Source organism: Streptomyces melanosporofaciens, assembly GCF_900105695.1.
Lineage (GTDB): Bacteria > Actinomycetota > Actinomycetes > Streptomycetales > Streptomycetaceae > Streptomyces > Streptomyces antimycoticus.
The window spans coordinates 1,518,791-1,538,081 of the sequence record NZ_FNST01000002.1 but is presented as its reverse complement, the minus strand read 5'-3'; the positions used below and the strand labels follow the sequence as shown (position 1 = coordinate 1,538,081).

Genomic DNA, 19,291 nt, shown 5'->3' with positions numbered 1-19,291 from the left:
ATCAGCCCTCGGCCAGCTCCAGCCGCACCGCGCACACCTTGAACTCCGGCATCCGCGACACCGGATCCAGCGCCGGATTCGTCACCGTATTGGCCCGCCCCGGCCCCGCCCAGTGGAACGGCATGAACACCGTGTCCGGCCGGATGTCCCGGCTGATGCGGGCCGGGGCCACGGCGCGGCCACGCCGGGAGACCACCGCGATCGGCACGCCCTCGGCCGCCCCCAGCCGTTCGGCGAGCAGCGGATGGAGCTGGACGTAGGGGCCGGGCGCGGCCTCGTTGAGCTCGGCGACCCGCCGGGTCTGGGCGCCCGACTGGTACTGGGCCAGCACCCGGCCCGTCGTCAGCAGCACCGGATACGCGGCGTCCGGCTCCTCGGCTGCCGGGCGATGGCTGACGGGGGCGAAGCGGGCCCGCCCGTCGTCGGTGGCGAACCGGTCGAGGAACAGCCGCGGCGTACCGGGATGCGGACCGGGCCGCTCGGCCTCTGCGTTCTCCGAGTCGGCACCCGCCACCCCCTCGAAGCCGCTCTCCTCCGCGCGCTCCGGACAGGGCCAGAACACCCCGTCCTCCTCCGCGATCCTCCGGTACGTGATGCCCGAGTAGTCCGCCGGTCCCCCGGCCGAGGCCCGCCGCAGCTCCTCGAAGACCTCCTCCGCGTCGGCCGGGAACCCCTTCTCCCAGCCGAGCCGGGCCGCGAGCCCGCTCAGCACCGACAGATCCGTGCGCACGCCCGGCGGCGGGGTGAGGGCCGCCCGGCGGAGGATGACCCGGCCCTCCAGGTTGGTCATGGTCCCGGTCTCCTCGGCCCACTGCGCCACCGGCAGGACCACATCGGCGAGCGCGGCGGTCTCCGAGAGCACGACGTCGGCGACCGCCAGGAAGTCCAGCGACCGCAGCCGGGACTCCACATGGGCCGCACGCGGGGCGGAGACCAGCGGATTGGAGCCCATCAGCAGCAGCGCCCGGACGTCCCGGCCGAGCGCGTCCAGGAGTTCGTAGGCGCTGCGCCCCGGTCCGGGGAGGGCGTCGGGCTCCACGCCCCATACGGCCGCCACATGGGCGCGCGCGGCCGGGTCGGTCAGCTTGCGGTAGCCGGGCAGCTGGTCGGCCTTCTGGCCGTGTTCGCGGCCGCCCTGGCCGTTGCCCTGGCCGGTCAGGCAGCCGTAGCCGGACAGCGGGCGGCCCGCGCGGCCGGTGGCCAGGCACAGGTTGATCCACGCGCCGACGGTGTCCGTGCCCTTGGACTGCTGCTCGGGGCCCCGGGCCGTCAGCACCATCGAGTTCTCGGCGTCGCAGAACATCGCGACCGCCTTACGGAGGGCAGGGACGGGGACGCCCGTGATCCGCTCCACCAGCTCCGGCCAGTGGGCCATCGCGGCGGCCCGCGCCTCGGGCCAGCCGCTGGTGCGCCGTTCGACGAACTCCTCGTCCACCCGGCCCTCCGCGACCACCAGGTGCAGCAGCCCCAGCGCCAGCGCGAGATCGGTACCGGGCCGCGGCGTCAGATGCAGATCCGCCTGCTCCGCCGTACGGGTGCGCCGGGGATCGACCACGATCAGCCGGCCGCCCGCCTCCTTCAGCTCGGTCAGATAGCGCAGCGCGGGCGGCATGGTCTCGGCCAGGTTCGAGCCGACCAGGACGACGCATCCGGTGCGGGCCACGTCCGCCAGCGGGAACGGCAGCCCGCGGTCCAGCCCGAAGGCCCGCTGATGGGCGGCGGCGGCCGAGGACATGCAGAACCGGCCGTTGTAGTCGATCTGCGAGGTGCCGAGCACCACCCGGGCGAACTTCCCCAGCGCGTACGCCTTCTCGTTCGTCAGCCCGCCGCCGCCGAAGACCCCCACGGCGTCGCGGCCGTGCGCCCGGCCGGTGGCCTCGAGGCCTTCGGCGATCCGGTCGAGGGCCTCCTCCCAGGTGGCCGGTTCGAGCCGACCGGAGTCAGGGCGGCGGACCAGCGGCTCGGTCAGACGCACCCGGGAGGAGAGCACAGCGGGCGCGGTGCGGCCCTTACCGCAGAGCGCGCCGCGGTTGACGGGGAAGGCGGTGCGCTCGATGACCTCGACGCCGCCCGTCCCCCCGTCCGTTGGCACCGGGCGCAGCGTCATCCCGCACTGCAGCGAACAGTAAGGGCAGTGCGTGTCGACGGGGGCGGGGTCGGGGGCGGGGGAGTGCTCCCCGGGAACGTGCGCCATGCCAAGGAGGGTGCTACGCCCGTGTTACGGCCCGCGTCGCCCCGGATTACGCCTGGGGGAAGCGGACCTCAGCACGGGGTCCGGCGGCCGGTGATATCGGCGCAACCACCCGTCACGGCCGCGCAACGGCGGTGCAATCTGCCGCTGCCAGGCTCTGGCCATGACGCCCCACTCCGGTTCTCCTGGCCCCGACAGCACGACGGACCTCGACAGTGCCCAGCGGCTCATGACCCGGTTCACCGCACAGCTCACCACCCAGCTCGACCGGCTGGGCCACGGCAACCGCCGTGGCAGCCATGAGGGCGTTCGCCAGGGTGGCCGTGACCGGCCGCCGACGCTCGTCGCCGTCGCCCACGGCAGCCGGGACCCCGAGGCGCTGCGCACCGTGACCGCGCTCCTGGACCGCGTCCGCGCGCTCCGCCCCGGGCTGCCCGTACGCCTCGGCCATATCGAGCTCAACCAGCCGCTGCTGGCCGACACGCTGGCCGCGCTGCGCGGTGAGGCCGTGCTCGTCCCGCTGCTCCTGAGCCGCGGCTACCACACCAAACAGGACATCCCGGACGCCGTCGCCGCCGCGCCCCACCTGGCCGCCCGGATCGCCGCCCCGCTCGGCCCGGACCCCCTGCTCGCCGAGGCGCTGCACGCCCGGCTGGCGGAGGCAGCCCGCCGCGCGGGGGCTCCGTACGGGACCGGCGACGGGGCTCCGCACGGGACCGGCGCCGCGGGCGTCGCGGCTCCGCACCGGGCGGGCGTCGTCCTGGCCGCGGCGGGCTCCCGAGACCCGGACGCGGCCGTCGACGTGGCCCGGACCGCCGCTCTGCTCAGCGCCCGGCTCGGCGGTATGCCCGTCCTGCCCGGCTACGCCTCCGGCTCCGGGCCCACCGTGCCCGAGGCCGTACGGGCCCTGACCGCCCTCGGCCATGACCGGGTCGCCGTCGCCTCCTACTTCACCGCACCCGGCCGCTTCGCCACCCAGTGCGCGAACGCCGTTCAGGAGCTGAGCGCCACCCCCCGGGTCGCGGCCGCCCCGCTCGGCGCCCATCCGGCGGTGGCGCGCCTCGTAGTGCGCCGTTACGAACAGGCCATCGCCTCTGCGCCCTTGTCACCCCCGGCGGCTACCGTCGGTGTATGAGTCGCAGCGCACCACCTGAACCGGATCCGGCCCCTCCGACCGGTGCCCCCGAGGCCGACACCGGCCACGTCCCCGGCTATGCCCCGGCGGACCTCGAGCGCTGGGCGCCCGAGCCCGACAAGCGGCCGGGCCGGACCGCCTTCCAGCGGGACCGGGCGCGGGTGCTGCACTCCGCCGCGCTGCGCAGACTGGCCGGGAAGACCCAGGTGGTGCCCGCCGCACCGGCCGCCGACCCCGGACCGGCCGGGCGCGCCCTGGCCTACGACGCCACGCCCCGTACCCGGCTCACCCACTCGCTGGAATGCGCCCAGGTGGGCCGTGAGCTGGGGGCCGCCCTCGGCTGCGACCCGGATCTGGTGGAGACGGCCTGCCTCGCCCATGACCTCGGCCATCCGCCGTTCGGCCACAACGGCGAGCGGGTGCTCAACGGGATCGCCGAGCCCTGCGGCGGCTTCGAGGGAAACGCGCAGTCGCTGCGGCTGCTGGCCCGGCTCGAACCGAAGCGGTTCGTCCCCGGCCCGGAGGCCGGTGAGCCGGTGAGCGTGGGCCTCAACCTCACCCGCGCCGCGCTGGACGCCGCCACCAAGTACCCCTGGCCGCGTGGAGGCCATCCGTACAGCCCCCGCTCCCCGAAGTTCGGGGTCTACGAGGACGACCTCCCGATCTTCGCGTGGTACCGGCAGGGCGCCCCCGACGGCCGTACGACCTTCGAGGCCCAGGTCATGGACTGGGCCGACGATGTCGCCTACTCGGTGCACGACGTCGAGGACGGGCTGCACGCGGGCCATCTCGACCCCGCGAGCCTGCTCGCCGAGCCCGAGCGCCGCGAGGTCTTCGCCGTCGCCGCCGACCGCTACGCCCCGGGGGCCGAGCCCGGGGAGCTGGCCGAGGCGCTGGACCGGCTGCTGGGCCAGGAGTGGTGGCCGCACCGCTACGACGGCTCGTCCGTCGCCCAGGCCCGCCTCAAGGACGCCACCAGCCAGCTCATCGGCCGCTTCTGCCTGGCCGCCGAGGGCGCCACCCGCGCGGCGTACGGCACGGGCCGCTTCACCCGCTACCACGCCGAGCTGGTCGTCCCCCGCGCCGCCCGCCTGGAGTGCGCGGTCCTCAAGGCGGTCGCCGACCGGTATGTCATCCAGCGCGCCGACCAGGAGCTGGTCCGGGCCGATCAGCGCGTCGTCATCGCCGAGCTGGGCGATGCCCTGATCGCCCGCGCCCCCGTCGGCCTGGACCCCCAGTTCCGCGCGCTTTTCGACGCGGCCGGGGACGACCGGGGCCGGCTGCGGGCGATCGTCGACCAGATCGCCTCCCTGACCGACACCTCGGCCCGGTGGCTCCACGCCCGGCTCACCGCGTGAACCGCCGCCGCCGGATCCGGCTTGCGTGCACACGTCCGGCGTACGGGCCCTTCCGGACGCACGCGCGGTGCGGGAGGCTCCCCTGTGACACAGCTTTCGGAACAGGGCGCCGCACAGCTTTCGGCACAGGTTTCGGGCACGGATATTCGGCACAGCCTCTGGCACAGCCATGGGCGCGGCATGTGCACCGCTTTCGGAGAGCACGACCTGACGCGACCGGGGTAAGGCACTCATAGAGGCACTGCTCGGCACTGCTCGGCAGCGAGGAGGACACAAGTGGTCGACGCACACCAGACATTCGTCATCGTCGGAGGGGGGCTGGCCGGGGCGAAAGCCGCGGAAACCCTGCGAGCGGAGGGCTTCACCGGGCGGGTGATCCTCATCGGTGACGAGCGCGACCACCCCTATGAGCGGCCCCCGCTGTCCAAGGGCTTCCTCACCGGCAGCCAGGAGCGCGACAGCGTCTTCGTCCATGAGCCCGCCTGGTACGCCCAGGCCGATATCGAGCTCCACCTCGGCCTGCCCGCCGTCCACCTGGACCGCGCCGCCAAGGCCGTGACCCTGGGCGACGGCACCCGGGTCCACTACGACCGGCTGCTGCTGGCCACCGGCGCCGAGCCGCGCCGCCTCGACATCCCCGGCACCGATCTGGCCGGGGTCCACCATCTGCGCCGGCTCGCCCACGCCGAGCGACTCAAGGGCGTCCTCACCACCCTCGGCCGGGACAACGGCCAGTTGGTCATCGCGGGCGCGGGCTGGATCGGCCTCGAAGTCGCGGCCGCCGCGCGTGGCTACGGCGCCGAGGTGACCATCGTCGAGCCCGAGCCCACCCCGCTCCACCCCGTCCTCGGCCCCGAGCTGGGCGCCCTCTTCGCCGACCTCCACGGCGACCACGGCGTCCGCTTCCGCTTCGGTGCCCGCCTTACCGAGATCACCGGCCAGGACGGCATGGTGCTGGCCGCCCTCACCGACGACGGCGAGGAGCATCCCGCCCACAGCGTCCTGGCCGCCATCGGCGCTGCCCCGCGCACCGCCCTCGCCGAGGCCGCGGGCCTGGAGGTGGTGGACCGCGCGGCGGGCGGCGGCATCGCGGTCGACACCGCGCTGCGCACCAGCGACCCGGACATCTTCGCGGCGGGCGACGTCGCCTCCGCCCCGCTCGGCTTCCTCGAGGGCACCCCCGTACGGGCCGCACTGCCGCCGAGCGCCCGGCTGCGCGTCGAGCACTGGGCCAACGCCCTGAACGGCGGCCCGGCGGCGGCCCGCGCCATGCTCGGCCAGGACGTCGCGTACGACCGGGTGCCGTACTTCTTCTCCGACCAGTACGACGTCGGCCTGGAGTACTCCGGCTACGCCCCGCCCGGCTCGTACGACCAGGTGCTGGTGCGCGGCGACGTCGGCAAGCGGCAGTTCATCGCCTTCTGGCTGAACGACGGCCGGCTCCTCGCGGGGATGAACGTCAACGTCTGGGACGTCACCGAATCGATCCAACGGCTCATCCGCGGCGGCGACCAGCTCGACCCGGCGGTCCTGGCCGACCCGTCGGTCCCGCTGACCTCGCTGCTCCCCTAGGCCCTCGGGCACGTTCCCGCCGGGGTACGGCAGGCGACGGACAGCCATGTCGGACCCCGGCCGTAGAATTCGGGCGTGGCAGGCAGGATCAACGATGACGACGTGAAAGCGGTGCGGGCTGCGGTCCCGATCGACGCCGTCGTGTCCGAATACCTCCAGCTGCGCAACGCGGGGGGTGGCAATCTCAAGGGCCTGTGCCCCTTCCATGACGAGAAGTCCCCGTCCTTCCAGGTCAGCCCCAGCAAGGGGCTCTACTACTGCTTCGGCTGCCAGGCGGGCGGCGACACCGTCGACTTCGTCATGAAGATCGACCACCTCTCCTTCGCCGAGACGATCGAGCGGCTGGCCTCCCAGGCCGGTATCACCCTGCGCTACGAGGAGGGCGGCTACACCCCCGGCCGCCAGCAGGGCGAGCGCACCCGGCTGGTCGAGGCCCATAAGGCGGCCGCGCAGTTCTATGTCGAGCAGCTGGAGCGCCCCGAGGCGGAGATCGGCCGCACCTTCCTGGCCGAGCGCGGCTTCGACCAGGCCGCCGCGCAGCACTTCGGCGTCGGCTACAGCCCGGCCGGCTGGGACCACCTCGTCCGCTATCTGCGCGGCCGCGGTTTCACCGACAAGGAGCTGATCCTCTCCGGGCTCGTCCAGGAGGGCCGGCGCGGCCCCATCGACCGCTTCCGGGGCCGGCTGATGTGGCCGATCCGGGACATCTCCGGCGAGGTCGTCGGCTTCGGCGCCCGGAAGCTGCGCGACGACGACAACGGCCCGAAGTACCTCAACACGCCCGAGACCCCGCTCTACCGCAAGTCCCAGGTCCTCTACGGCATCGACCTCGCCAAGAAGGACATCGCCAAGGCCGGCCGGGCGGTGGTGGTCGAGGGCTATACGGACGTCATGGCCTGCCATCTCGCGGGGGTCACCACCGCCATCGCCACCTGCGGCACCGCCTTCGGCGGCGACCACATCAAGATCCTCCGACGGCTGCTGATGGATAACTCTCGGGCGAAGGTGATCTTCACCTTCGACGGGGATGCCGCCGGACAGCGCGCTGCTCTACGAGCCTTCGAGGACGACCAGAAATTCGCGGCAAGCACGTCCATCGCGGTCAGTCCCGGGGGGATGGACCCCTGCGAGCTCCGGCTCGCCCACGGTGACGAGGGGGTACGGCAACTTGTGGAGCAGAGCACGCCGCTGTTCGAGTTCGCTATCCGCTCGCTGGTTGAGCAGCACGACTGTGAGTCGCCCGAAGGCCAGGCGGCGGCACTGCGGGATGCTGCTCCGATCGTGGCGCATATCAAAGACCTCTCCATCCGCCACAAGTACGCCGTGATGCTCTCGGGGCTACTCGGCTACGTGACCGACAACCAGTTCGTCGTCGAGCGGGTGGCTCAGCTTGCCCGCTGGGCGCACGAACGGGGACAGGGGGGGCGCAGTGAGCTGCTGAAGGGCTTGGCTCGTAGCTCGTCAGCAGGCAGCGGTGCGCCGCAGCCGTCCCGCGGCTCCGGTCCTCATCCGCAGAATGGAGGCCGCGGGTCCGGCAACGCGAGCCCTGACCCTGGTGCGCCGCAGGCACAACGCGGTCCGGCGCTGAATCTGCGCAGCCCCGCCCACCGTGTCGAGCGCGAGCTGCTCAAGCTGGCGCTTCAGCATCCGGACCTGGTCTCCCCGGCCTTCGACGCCTACGGCATCGACGAGTTCACCGCCCCGCCGTACGCGGCGGTGCGCCGCACCATCGAGGACGCGGGCGGTACGGCCGCCGCCGACGCCGACTATCTCGCCCGGGTCCGCGAGGCGGCGCCCGACGACACGGTCCGGGCGATGGTCACCGAGCTCGCCGTCGAGCCGCCGCACACCCGCCGCGACCCGGACGAGGTGTACGCGGGCGTGCAGCTGGTGGCGGTGCGGCTGGCAGCCGTGAATCAGCGCGTGAGCGAGGTGCGGGGCGCCCTCCAGCGCCTGGGGCAGCACGCGGACCCCGCCCACCTCGCCGCCGTGCAGAACGAGCTGTGGGTGCTGCAGCAGTACGGCCAGTCCCTCCGGGACCGGGGCGCGGCGGCGCTGTAGGCCGAGCGGGCGGTGCGGGTAGCGACGGCGGTAAGGGCGGTAGGGGGCCGATGGATGGGTTCCGGCCAGCCCGTTCATGCCTCGGCGGGCGGGCCGGAGGGGGCGCTGTAGCCGCCGGGTAGTCGTACGGTCACGGGCCGCTGAGCAAAAAGTGCCCGCACGCCCCTCGTGGCGGGCCTGTGTCGTACTCCACACTGGGGTGCGGTGCCTGAGTCCTCGGAGCGCGGCGGTGTTGGTCAGGTAGGGCCGGAATCCCCCGCAGGTCCGCTCATGATGTACGGGACGGACGGCGGCGCGGCCGCCGTGCCGTGCCCGATCGTTCTGCCCCCTCAGCAGCGATCACCCTGGAGGTCGCCCCCGTGCAGACCCAGACCCTCACCGACGCGGCCCTCGCGGCCTCGCCGCACCCCGTGTCCGCCCGCCCGCCCGGCGCCGCACCGGTAGCGCCGGTCGTGCCCGAGGACCCGGCGGACCTCGCCCCGGAGGGTGCACCGGAGAGCGACCAGGACGCCGCACCGGACGCCCTGGCCGACCTGGCTGCCGACTCCGGCCCCGACCACGACTCCGGCCCCGACGGCTCCCCCGAAGCGGAATCCGTCGAGCCGGTCGAGCCCATCGAGCCGGTCGAGCCCGTCGAGAGCGTCGATACCGCCGTAGAGCCCGTCGAGCCGATCGAGCCGCCCGCTCGCGCCGACACCAGCGGCCCCTCCGCCGACCTCTTCCGCCAGTACCTCCGCGAGATCGGGCGGATACCGCTGCTCTCCGCGGTCGAGGAGGTCGAGCTGGCCCGCCGGGTCGAGGCGGGTCTCTTCGCCGAGGAGAAGCTCGGCAACACCCCCGACCTCGACTCCCAACTCGCCGTGGACCTCGATCGGTTGGTGGTCCTGGGCCGGATGGCCAAGCGCCGGCTGATCGAGGCCAACCTCCGCCTCGTCGTCTCCGTCGCCAAGCGCTATATCGGCCGCGGCCTGACCATGCTCGACCTGGTCCAGGAGGGCAACCTCGGCCTGATCCGCGCGGTCGAGAAGTTCGACTACGCCCGTGGGTACAAGTTCTCGACGTACGCCACCTGGTGGATCCGACAGGCCATGTCCCGCGCCCTGGCCGACCAGGCCCGGACGATCCGGGTCCCGGTGCATGTCGTCGAGCTGATCAACCGGGTGGTCCGGGTCCAGCGCCGGATGCTCCAGGAGCGCGGCTACGAACCCACCCCCGAGGAGGTCGCCGCCCATCTCGACCTCCTCCCGGAGCGGGTGAGCGAGGTGCTGCGGCTGGCCCAGGAGCCGGTCTCGCTCCACGCCCCGGTGGGCGAGGAGGACGATGTGGCCCTCGGCGACCTCATCGAGGACGGCGACGCGGCCTCACCCGTGGAGTCCGCGGCCTTCCTGCTGCTCCGCGAGCACCTGGAGGCCGTGCTGTCGACGCTCGGAGAGCGCGAACGCAAGGTGGTGCAGCTCCGGTACGGACTGGCCGACGGCCGCCCCCGCACGCTGGAGGAGATCGGCCGGATCTTCGGGGTGACGCGGGAGCGGATCCGTCAGATCGAGTCGAAGACGCTCAACAAGCTCCGCGACCACGCCTTCGCCGATCAGCTCCGCGGCTATCTGGACTAGCGGCACCGACCCCGCCCCCGGGCGGGCCGGACCGAGCCCCGCCCTGCCGAAGCCCAGGGCTCACACCTGGCCGAAACCCGAGGGACCTCAGACCTCAGGGGCGCTCACACCCGTCCTGAAACCCCAAGGGCCTCGATGGCGTCCCGAGACCCCGGGGCCTCACATGGCGCCGTACCCTCCGGGCGCCCCATGATCATGGCCACCCCCGGGCTCGTACCCACCGGGCTCGAACCCCCCGGCCTCGTACCCGCCGCCCGCCGCATGCCCCACGGTCTCCCGGGCCCCCGGCTCGACGGTCCCGGGCTCGAAGGCTCCGGGTTCGAAGGCCCCGGGGTGGGTCTGTTCCCGTACCGCCACGTACTGCTGCCGCACCGCCTGCCCCACGGGCAGTTCCTCGCCCGGCTCGAAGACCTGGCTCGCCGCGGCCGGCCAGCGCGGCGGCTCATGCGGCGACTGGGTGCCGTGCGAGACGCCCAGCGCCCACGCGGCCTGGCGGGCCGCGCCCAGGGCGGCGTAGTCGGCGGGCTGGGGCACCACGACCTGCACCCCCAGCAGCGCGGGCGCGATCGCGCGGACGGCCTGCAGATCGGCCGCGGGCCCGAGCAGGAAGACGCGCCGCACCTGGACGCCGCGCCCGCGCAGCACGTCCAGCGCGTCCGCGAGCCCGCACAGCATCCCCTCGAACGAGGCCCGCGCCAGATGTTCGGGCTTCATCGACTCGCGCCGCAGCCCGGTCAGCGTGCCGGCCGTATGCGGCAGATGCGGGGTCCGCTCACCCTCCAAATAGGGCAGCAGCACCAGCCCGTACGACCCCGGGGTGGACTTCATCGCGAGGGCGGAGAGCCCGTCGAGATCCGTACCGAGCAGCTCCGCCGTACCGCGCAGCGTCCGTACCGCGTTGAGCGTATGCACCACCGGCAGATGCATCCCGGTGGCGTCCGCGTACGAGAGGATCGTGCCGGTCGGATCGGCCAGCGCCTCGTGGTGGATGGAGAAGACCGAGCCGGAGGCGCCCAGGGAGATCACCGCGTCGCCGATCCCGACCCCGAGCCCGAAGGCGGCGGCCATGGTCTCGCCCGTACCGGCGGAGATCAGCAGCCCCTCGGGGGTGTGCCCGGCGGCGTCGGCAGGGCCGATGACCTCCGGCAGCCGCACCTGGTGACCGAGGGCCAGCTGGACCAGGTCGGGGCGCCAGGATCCGTTCGCCGCCGACCAGTAGCCGCTGCTGGAGGCCGTGCCGCGGTCGGTCGTACGCCGCACCGGCCGCCCCAGGAGCTGCCACACCAGCCAGTCGTGCGGCTGCATCAGCTCGGCCACGCGGTGCGCCGAGTCCGGCTCGCTCCGCGCCAGCCAGCGCAGCTTGGCCACCGGCTGCGAGGCGGTCGGCACGGCGCCGACCGCCTGGGCCCACGCGGTGCGGCCGCCGAGCGCCTCGGCGAGGTCGGCGGCCGCGGACTGGGCGCGCTTGTCGTTGCCCATCAGCGCGGGGCGCACCAGCACCCCGCCCGCGTCCAGTGCCAGCAGCCCGTGCTGCTGCGCCGAGACGCCGATGGCCTGGACCCCTTCGAGCAGCCCGCCCTCGGCGGCCTCGCCGAGGGACATCAGCCACGCCTGTGGATCCACATCGCCGCTGCCGCCGACCGGGTGCGGGGCGTACCCCTGTTTGATCACGGCACCCGTATCGGTGTCACAGACGACGATTCGTGTGCTCTCGGACGAACTGTCCAACCCGGCGACTATCCCCATGGATCAGATCATGCCACCGCCGTGGCTAGGTGTTGCTGGTGCCCCAGTCGTCCTCGCCCACCGCGCGGGCATCGCGCTGCCCGATCTTCTCGCGCAGCGGCCGGACCTTGTCCAGCGCGCGCACGGCGGCCAGTCGGCCTCCTTGCGCGGCCGATTCGGCGGTATTGCGGACGGCCGGATTCCGCGCGAACTTCTGCGCACAGGCGCGCAACTGCTCGTACCGCTCATGGCCCGCTCGCGTGCCCAGCACGTAACCCACAGCCATCCCAGTGATGAACGTCAGCCGGTAGCGCATCGACCTGCCCTTCTCGCTGTCCTTCACGTCCGGACCCCGGGGTCGTGCTGCGCGCCTACCCGCCCGCGCCGCAGATCACCCACGATCACCTAGAAGATCATCCCTGGATCGGCCGCGGATCGCCCGAGGGCGGACGCGGCGAACCGATTGGCGGAGCACCCCCCTGCTTGCGCTAATGTATGTGTCGCAGCGAGCGCACGCCGTCCGGAAGCCCCGGGCGGGGTCACGGTCGCGGCACACGGAGCAATCCCCTGTAGCTCAATTGGCAGAGCAGCCGGCTGTTAACCGGCAGGTTACTGGTTCGAGTCCAGTCGGGGGAGCTCGGTCCCCTGTAGCTCAATTGGCAGAGCATTCGGCTGTTAACCGGAGGGTTACTGGTTCGAGTCCAGTCGGGGGAGCAGTGAGGAGGACCCCTTGAGGGGTCCTTTTTCATGTCCGGGCCCCTACAGACGTGATCTCCGGGCCCCTGCAGACGTGATCTACGCCATGATCGAAGCCAGGGGGGCTCCCATCACCGGCCCTTCGAAGCAGCAGATCGTATGAGCGGCTATGCTGCGGCAGACGGCGCGCGCAGATGTGTACGACGCGCCGTTACGGGGCGGTAGCTCAGCCGGTTAGAGCAGCGGACTCATAATCCGTCGGCCGTGGGTTCGAGTCCCACCCGCCCCACCACGCCTCTCCGGCGCAGAGCCGTTTCTACCTGCGGAAACGTTGGGACGGGGTCGCCGCTCTAGGGTGGCGACCCCCGCTCATGCGTTCAGATCAAGATCCAGGGGATATGCAGGGGACACAGGTGTCCAGAATGATGCCTCTGCCCTGTTCGTCCTGTGATGTGATCGCGAATGGTTGCTGAAAGGTGGTTGACGGGCGGCGTCCGGCGGACAGTGCCCCGGTCGGGATCGACAGTGGGTCTCAGCTACCGAATCGAGGTCCTGGTCACTTTTCTCGGACGGTGAACCTGGACGGTTCTCTCAGAGCAGCCGTCGGCAGTGGATCGGCGATCGCGGTGAGTGTGGCGGCCAGGGTGGCATTGGCCGGGATCGGCCGGACGACGCACTACTAGCCACACCGGACTCGCTGGAGGCGATGCTCGTCGGCGGCGATATCGATCTTGCGGATGTTGCAGTCACACTGTTGGGGGTGGCCCCGGCGTCGTCCGGTTCCGGCGCGGAGGCAGGGAGCGCATCGAGTGGAACCACCTGAGAGGCTTACCCGTCAGGTCTTTCTGAGCTCGGCAAGGTATCTCGACATGCTTCGCGGCGACGTGAGCCCTAGCATTTACAGGTCGTCGGGCAAGAGTCGGAAGGCCTCGTGGCCGGTCAGGGGTCGGACCATGCGGAAATGGCGGTCCGTGGTGAACACGGCGTCGGTTCGGTACGAGGCAGCCAGGGCCACGTTCATTGCATCGGTCAATCCAATGCCCTTCCCGCCGTCGGCGTCTGCGTACCCTTCGGCGACAGCGATCGCGGCGCTCAGGTGCTCGGCGACAGGGGGTACTTCGAACCGGCGGGTGGCCATGTTGCGTTCGATGAACCGGGCCGCGGTCAGGGCCTTGAGGGGCCCGCCTCTTGCCGTGATCAGGTAGTCCAGTTCGGCCAGAACCATGGGGGAGACGATGAGGTGACTGATCGCTGCCAGTGCCTCCTTGTGCTCCTCGTGCCCGGTGAGTTTCGGGTCGAGCAGGCGGTAGAGGGCGTTGGTGTCGGCGATGGCGATCAGGCTCACGAACCCATCCCCCTGAGCACGTCGTCGATCTCATCGTTGGTGAGGTCGGGAAGGTCGAGCTCCGGCAGGTCGATGGGTCCCATGGGATCTGTGGGGTACGGGGGGATGTCCTCGTCGGTGATCGGGACGACGCGCGCGACGGCGACGCCGTTCTTGGTAACGACGACGGTCTCGCCCCGTGCTGCAGCAGCGAGGATCTGCGAGGACTTCTGATTGAACTCGCGGGCGGTAGTCTCCATGTAGTACATGTTACTACTGTACAGGCTTCATCATCGGGCGAAGAGGGCGGCGCCTTACTTATCGGTATGGCACCCCGATATGTGGGCAGACGCCGCCTCCACCCACGTCTCTGCCGACCACGTCCCCGGACGCGACCAGTGGGCAGGGTCGGGCGCGCTCGGTGGAGGTGGCTACTTGGCGCCCGCGCCACCCAACAGCCTCGTGAGAGTGGTCCCGTGGATCCTCTTGCGCAGAAACGTACAGAGCCGGCGGAGCTCCAACTCGTTTATATGGCGTTTGAGAATGAGGTCGTCGAGTCGGTAGGACTCCTCGACGAGCAGGGCATCGGCCCGGCAGACCTCCTGGTTTTCGAGGAGCTGCATCACGGGTCTCTGGATGGTTTCCGCGCGTCGCATCAGCCACCCAAAGCCCAGAGGGGAAATTGCTGTGGCCGAGGTGACGTCCTTGTCCACGAAATAGAGGGGGAGGTGGAATCCGCATGTCCTGAGAGAAGCCGACACAGGGGCGAGAATCCTGAACGCAACGGATGAAAGTCCCTTGTCGCGTATGGATTTCAGATGCTCATGCGTGGCGTCAAGAGCAGCCTCCGACCGCTCGAACTCCGCGGTGGCCAACTCTTTGTCCAGGATTGTTGGCCAGATGAGGTGTTCTTTCTCAAGACCTCTAGGTGGGTTCCACCGGATTCCTGTCAGATTCGACCTGCAGACCTCGTCGAAATAGCTTGTGCGGTACGATGAGAGCCTCTCATTACACGCGGACACGGCTACCTGGAGCTCGGACAGATAGGCCAGGAGCTCTGTCAGCAGGCGGTTCGTGTCCTTCGCCGCCTCGTCCCTGGCCCTGACCCGGTCGACCAGCGGGCTGGAGCGGGTAGCGGCCACGAGGCCGATTACGAGGACCAGGACGGGAATCCAGGTCCTCTGCTCGGCGACTTGCGGGAGATTGCCGAGTGCGGACCCGAGATCACTCAGGAGCAGACCCGGGCGTTCATGCTCGTAGACGAGGAATGCCGCAAACAAGACGACGAGCGGCCGATTGCACAGCGCCCTTGCCGCTCGCATCGGATACTCGGCAAGCGATGCGACCCGCGACCTCCTAGCGGCCATGGCGCTGAATCTGCGTGCAGGTACCTGGCGCACCAGACGCCGCGTCCTGGCGAGATGATAGGCGCGGACGGGGTTATGGGACGCAACGTCAAGTCGCGACATCGGTACCGCTTCTCTCCAGCCGGGGAATCTTTGATCCGCGCCGACCTTCCGCGCCGACTTGAGCAGTCCACTGACCCGCGCTCGGCGTTCCACGCGCACACGTGTCGAGCTCCAGAAGTAGATCGCCGAAAACCTAGCGAACTCCACAACAATCGCCACGAGAACGGTCGCGGAGACGACCTTGAGCGCGAGCGAGACCAGGGGTACCTCGACACGCGAGTCAATGCTTGCGAACAAGCCGTCCAAAATCATCGACGCCCTCAGGGTGTAGTGGTGACCTGGCTGTATTGTCGGAGCAAGACTTGCGGTGCGGCTGTGGTTTGAGGAAGGCCTGAGCCTTCAAGACGCGTCAGCCGCGACTTTGGCCGCAACTGACCTGCTGGTCTCGGGCACAGGGACCGGGACGCCTCTGCGCCGGTTGCACTCCGTCAGCCGCTACTTTGAAACCCTCGGGGCCCGCATCGTCAGGACAAATTCGGGATGCTGGTCAAGCAGTGGCGTGTCGCCCTCCGTCCGGAGCGCCGTGGGACGGTGTACCGCCGGGCTCGACCGTCGAACTCAGGTCCACGTCGTCCGCATCCCACTTGGCGTTGTGCCGGAGCCGGGCGCCGATAGACCACGCACTTCCCGTGTGACTCCAGTCGCTGTCATCGCTCGGACGGCACGTCGCGCAGGACCACTGACTGAGTGGCCTCAGCCTCGGCGTGCATCAGCTTGGGCAAAACGCTGGTATTACGTGTCCGAGGTGATCTGACGTGAGAAGTGGCCGAGGCGCTCTTGTGCAACCGTGATGTCGTTCCTGGCGAGGAGCGACAGGGGCGCCGAGATGTGTCGTAGGCCGTGAAGCAGGTGAAGCCGCGGCTGAATTCTCCCAGGCCGTCTCCGTCGCTGCCTGGGCCTCGTTCCCGACGCAGGGAGTGCCCGCAGCCGGCCGATGCGGGCGACGGCCGCCCTGGGCGGGGCAGCCGTCGCCGCCGAGCTATCGTCGCTGTTCGAACATGACCAAGAACGGGGAAACGAACCCCGAGGCCTCGACGGGACTGGTGTCTCCGAAGAGGATCAGCAGGACTCCGGCCACCAACGCGAGACCGTAAATCCGGGCTGCGGTCGGGTCGTGTCCGTGGCTGACTTCGGTCGTGGCGGTGTTTTCGCACATACTGGAGTAGCTCCTGTTCGTTGCTGGACAAGGGCGCGGTTACTCACAGCGACTAGGACCCCTGTGGTAACCAGCGACGGCTGAGGCGACGGTGCATTCCTGTGCGCCTGTTGCCTCAGCCGTCAGTCATGAGTCGATACGAAGCCTCCTTCAGGGTTCGGCCATACGACCTCGATGCACAGAGACGCGCACAGGTCGAGCAGGTCCTCCCTCGGCGCCGACGGCAGGAGCAGTGTGGGGGTGGGGGTCGGGTTGAAGAAGCGGCGGTAATCCAGCAGGGCCCCGATCGCTGCCCGGACGACCAGGCGGGTGGCGTTGTGCTTCACCTCGATGATCCTGTTGTCAGTTGCGTCCAGAAGGTCGACCCGGAGAACGGTGGTTTCGTCCTTCACCTTTACTTCCGCAGCGGAGATGTCGTGCCCGAGGCCGCGCAGGTGACTGGCATAGGCCGCGGTCAGGCGAGTGATGACATCTGCTCCGGTTTCCTGACTCCTTCGGCGGTCGGCCACAACGAGTGGTTCAGGTGCTGCGTTGGCGATGCGCGTTTCACTGGCCGGGGTGACCGGCAGTCGGGGTCCGCCAGGGGCAGTGGTTCCGACCGGACGCAGCCGAAAGACGATAACGGTTCGCATGCTGCCGCTCGCGTCTGGAGCGTCCGCAATGTAGTACGGCTGTTGAGAATCAACCTCGAAGCGGCCCAAGTGGCGGTGGAGCGGAGCCCCTTCAGCGCTCGACTTTTGAAGCCGCTGGAACACGTGGACCGCACGACCCTGCTCCTGATGGCGCAACAGTGCCAAGTTGCCGCGTGTCATCTCCTGGTCACCATGCATGCCCGCGCCCATGAAGTGGAAGATCCCGTCTTGCCCCCACCCCGTGAAACCTTCCGACCCAGGGCTCTCGGCGACGAAGACCATGACCATTGGTGACCGGGTCGACGGTGAGATCCCGCCCTGGGGGGTGCCGCCGAATCGCGCGTGCAGCTCGCGGCGCGTCACATCGACGCCTGCCGTCAGCTCATCCGTGGCCATCGCTCACCCCCTACCTAAAGGCTAGTTCAATCACCTTGACTGGGAGTGGTGACTTCTCTGTGTGAAGCACCTCAAAGCCGCGCTTGAATTGCGCATATCACCGCAAATCCTGCGCCTAAACCTCATCTAGAGGCTCCGTATTGTTATCTTTTTGTGATCTGCGAGTCTAGGTGGAAGGTGAATGCCCAAAGAACGCAGGGCATTGAGCGCGTCTCGCTGCGTACAGGCCACCGGCAACCTGGCTCCGCCTCACCGCCTTCTGTGGCGGACATGGGTTGCCCAGCCTGGCTGGAGTCGCGGGTGGGAGAGGCCGACGCTGGATCACTCACGCCACACGTCTGTACCCGGAAGGCTGGTTCGACAATGGAGGGCCCATACGCACCATCCGCACGGGAATCGAGAAGCAGCACAGCCCGGCGCAGCACCTGGCGGCGGCTACTACGACCTGGCCATACAGCCTCCCAAGGCGACTGTCCCTGTGACGGCGATTGCCGAAGTACTGCCGCTCTCCGAACTCGGGTGCACGAAGGCAGAGTGAACGGAGGAACCCGCGCTACGCTCGGAAACAGCGGCTGACCTGCAAGGGGCCGTGAGGCTCCACTCCCGGGCATAGAGGGTTTGAACCCGCTTCGCCGGTAAGGCACGTTGCGTGCGAGTTCGAGACCTCGACTTCCCCACCGCTCAGCCTGCGTCGATTCAGGCAGGCATCCCCAGCGACTCCCTCGGGAGGACTCTCGGGGAACCGCCAGGGGACACGCAGGGGACGGAAGGACCCGGAAGGATCAGGAAGGTCCAGGCGGAGCCAGAACAGCAAAGTGCCCCTGACCTGCGATTATAGGAAGATCGAGGCAAGAGCGGGGACGGATCGGAAGATCCGTAAAGGACTCATAATCCGTCGGCCGTGGGTTCGAGTCCCACCCGCCCCACCTCGGGAAAATCCTCCTGACCTCCAGATACGTCGGGGTTTGGCCGTCTGGTCGAACCCCGACGCCTCACGGTTGCCTCACACGGCGCCTTTGCGCTGCTTCTCATGGCGCACATCAAGACTCACACGAGCAGGGCCGGGACCATCTCCTATCTCCTACGGGGTCGTCTGGCGTGTCGGCGGCACCCGCGACGGTAAGTGGGAGCGCGAGAGCTTTGACGACGCGGCGGCGAACGCTTCCGCGATCTGATGGACGGTCACGGACAGCCATGGCCGCCCGGCTGGGTCAAGGGTGAAGGGTTCGGTCTTTTACGGGCAAGCGGCCCACGCTCCGCGCACAACGTGCGTGGAAGCGTCGAGCCGAGGGCGGCAGGTACCGGGGCCCGGGGCCCAAGACGAAGAAGTCACGACGCACCCTGGTCCTCACTCCTGACCAGGTGGAGCTGTTCACCCGGGCATGTCGGGGCAAGCAGCCTCAGGACTTGACGCTCACGTACTGGGACGTGTCCACACGCGAAACGCCCCTCTGTCCCGCGTTTCCGCAAGGGCAGAGGGGCGTACGAGCGGGAGCGGTGGGATTTGAGCGGTGGGATTTGAGCCCGCGGCACCGCCCCAGCTGGGGGCGGCCCGGTGGGCAGCGGCCGAGCGCCTTGGCCAGCTGTTGCTTGGTCATGTGCGAGCGGCCCGCGATGCCACGCTGCTTGGCCTCGTTGTAGAGCTGGTCGCGGGTCGGGCCCTTGGGGCCGCTGTGGGAACGCTCGCCGCCGCGCTGCGGCGCGGACTTCCGGTCCCGCGTCGACGTCTTGCTCGCGGACTTCGCCTCTCCTGAACGAGCGCGTTCCTTGTTCACCGTCCGGGAGGCGATTTCCTTGGCACGGCCGGTCGACGTACCGCGCCTCTCCGCCCCTTCCTTGACGTGTTCGTACTGCCGTTCACGCTCGGAGCTGGATCCTGCGGGCATTGTCCCGCCTCTCTTTCCGTATGGCCCCGTACATGGACGTGGTTCCGGCGCTCAACGGCCGGTTACGCGACGAGCGT

The 19,291-nt window shown here is 70.0% G+C and carries 13 protein-coding genes, 3 tRNA genes and 1 pseudogene; 9 read left to right on the top strand and 8 right to left on the bottom strand.

The features are described from left to right. Window position 1: 1 nt before the first annotated feature. Window positions 2-2,194 (bottom strand): molybdopterin oxidoreductase family protein, encoded by a 2,193-nt coding sequence (locus BLV72_RS09580; protein ID WP_093461573.1) that lies wholly within the window; start codon window positions 2,192-2,194, stop codon window positions 2-4. 160 nt (window positions 2,195-2,354) lie between these two features. Here BLV72_RS09580 and BLV72_RS09575 point away from each other — a divergent pair, with 160 nt between their 5' ends. The 5 genes from BLV72_RS09575 to BLV72_RS09555 all read left to right on the top strand — a co-directional run bounded on the left by BLV72_RS09575 (window position 2,355) and on the right by BLV72_RS09555 (window position 9,930). After that, window positions 2,355-3,326, top strand: a complete 972-nt coding sequence (locus tag BLV72_RS09575; protein ID WP_244320710.1) for a sirohydrochlorin chelatase — start codon at window positions 2,355-2,357, stop codon at window positions 3,324-3,326. Continuing rightward, the gene (locus tag BLV72_RS09570) at window positions 3,323-4,684 is read left to right on the top strand and encodes a deoxyguanosinetriphosphate triphosphohydrolase (protein WP_093461570.1); all 1,362 of its coding nucleotides are present in this window, start codon (window positions 3,323-3,325) and stop codon (window positions 4,682-4,684) included. The genes BLV72_RS09575 and BLV72_RS09570 overlap by 4 nt, the downstream gene beginning before the upstream one ends. 276 nt (window positions 4,685-4,960) lie before the next feature. Beyond that, window positions 4,961-6,256 carry an NAD(P)/FAD-dependent oxidoreductase gene (locus tag BLV72_RS09565; RefSeq protein ID WP_093461568.1) on the top strand — a complete coding sequence of 432 codons (1,296 nt, stop codon included), beginning with the start codon at window positions 4,961-4,963 and terminating at the stop codon, window positions 6,254-6,256. A 75-nt stretch (window positions 6,257-6,331) separates the two neighbouring features. After that, entirely contained in the window at window positions 6,332-8,317 is a 1,986-nt protein-coding gene (dnaG, locus tag BLV72_RS09560; RefSeq protein ID WP_093461567.1) for a DNA primase, read from the top strand. 359 nt (window positions 8,318-8,676) lie between these two features. Continuing rightward, on the top strand, window positions 8,677-9,930 hold the full coding sequence (locus BLV72_RS09555; protein WP_107417388.1) for an RNA polymerase sigma factor: 1,254 nt from the start codon (window positions 8,677-8,679) through the stop codon (window positions 9,928-9,930). 159 nt (window positions 9,931-10,089) lie between these two features. Here the strand turns inward: BLV72_RS09555 and BLV72_RS09550 are convergent, their stop codons facing one another. Both BLV72_RS09550 and BLV72_RS09545 read right to left on the bottom strand, forming a co-directional pair. Beyond that, on the bottom strand, window positions 10,090-11,676 hold the full coding sequence (locus BLV72_RS09550; RefSeq protein WP_093461565.1) for an FGGY family carbohydrate kinase: 1,587 nt from the start codon (window positions 11,674-11,676) through the stop codon (window positions 10,090-10,092). A gap of 25 nt (window positions 11,677-11,701) precedes the next feature. Further along, window positions 11,702-11,971 carry a hypothetical protein gene (locus tag BLV72_RS09545; protein ID WP_014060441.1) on the bottom strand — a complete coding sequence of 90 codons (270 nt, stop codon included), beginning with the start codon at window positions 11,969-11,971 and terminating at the stop codon, window positions 11,702-11,704. Window positions 11,972-12,218: 247 nt separating this feature from the next. Here BLV72_RS09545 and BLV72_RS09540 point away from each other — a divergent pair. The 3 genes from BLV72_RS09540 (at window position 12,219) to BLV72_RS09530 (ending at window position 12,643) form a co-directional block, all read left to right on the top strand. Further along, window positions 12,219-12,291: transfer RNA gene (locus BLV72_RS09540), tRNA-Asn, on the top strand. A gap of 5 nt (window positions 12,292-12,296) precedes the next feature. Then, a tRNA-Asn gene (locus BLV72_RS09535) sits at window positions 12,297-12,369 on the top strand. A 197-nt stretch (window positions 12,370-12,566) separates the two neighbouring features. Then, window positions 12,567-12,643: transfer RNA gene (locus tag BLV72_RS09530), tRNA-Ile, on the top strand. 606 nt (window positions 12,644-13,249) lie between these two features. Here BLV72_RS09530 and BLV72_RS09525 read toward each other — a convergent pair. The 4 genes from BLV72_RS09525 to BLV72_RS09510 all read right to left on the bottom strand — a co-directional run bounded on the left by BLV72_RS09525 (window position 13,250) and on the right by BLV72_RS09510 (window position 17,328). Continuing rightward, a complete protein-coding gene (locus BLV72_RS09525) occupies window positions 13,250-13,696 on the bottom strand; it encodes a PIN domain-containing protein (protein ID WP_093461564.1) in 447 nt (148 codons plus the stop codon). Next, on the bottom strand, window positions 13,693-13,944 hold the full coding sequence (locus BLV72_RS09520) for a type II toxin-antitoxin system Phd/YefM family antitoxin (RefSeq protein WP_244320709.1): 252 nt from the start codon (window positions 13,942-13,944) through the stop codon (window positions 13,693-13,695). Before BLV72_RS09520 ends, BLV72_RS09525 begins: the two co-directional genes overlap by 4 nt. 162 nt (window positions 13,945-14,106) lie before the next feature. Further along, window positions 14,107-15,396 (bottom strand): hypothetical protein, encoded by a 1,290-nt coding sequence (locus BLV72_RS09515; RefSeq protein ID WP_093461562.1) that lies wholly within the window; start codon window positions 15,394-15,396, stop codon window positions 14,107-14,109. 1,026 nt (window positions 15,397-16,422) lie between these two features. Then, window positions 16,423-17,328 (bottom strand): SRA domain-containing endonuclease, encoded by a 906-nt coding sequence (locus BLV72_RS09510; RefSeq protein ID WP_093461561.1) that lies wholly within the window; start codon window positions 17,326-17,328, stop codon window positions 16,423-16,425. 275 nt (window positions 17,329-17,603) lie between these two features. Here BLV72_RS09510 and BLV72_RS51965 point away from each other — a divergent pair, with 275 nt between their 5' ends. Then, window positions 17,604-17,810: a DUF6349 family protein gene (locus BLV72_RS51965; protein ID WP_425288361.1), complete on the top strand. Its 207-nt coding sequence runs from the start codon at window positions 17,604-17,606 to the stop codon at window positions 17,808-17,810. A 1,080-nt stretch (window positions 17,811-18,890) separates the two neighbouring features. On the opposite strand, the pseudogene BLV72_RS09500 reads toward BLV72_RS51965, so the two are convergent. Further along, window positions 18,891-19,214 (bottom strand): annotated as a pseudogene (locus tag BLV72_RS09500) (plasmid stabilization protein); the annotation flags it as partial. Between the last annotated feature and the right edge of the window lie 77 nt (window positions 19,215-19,291).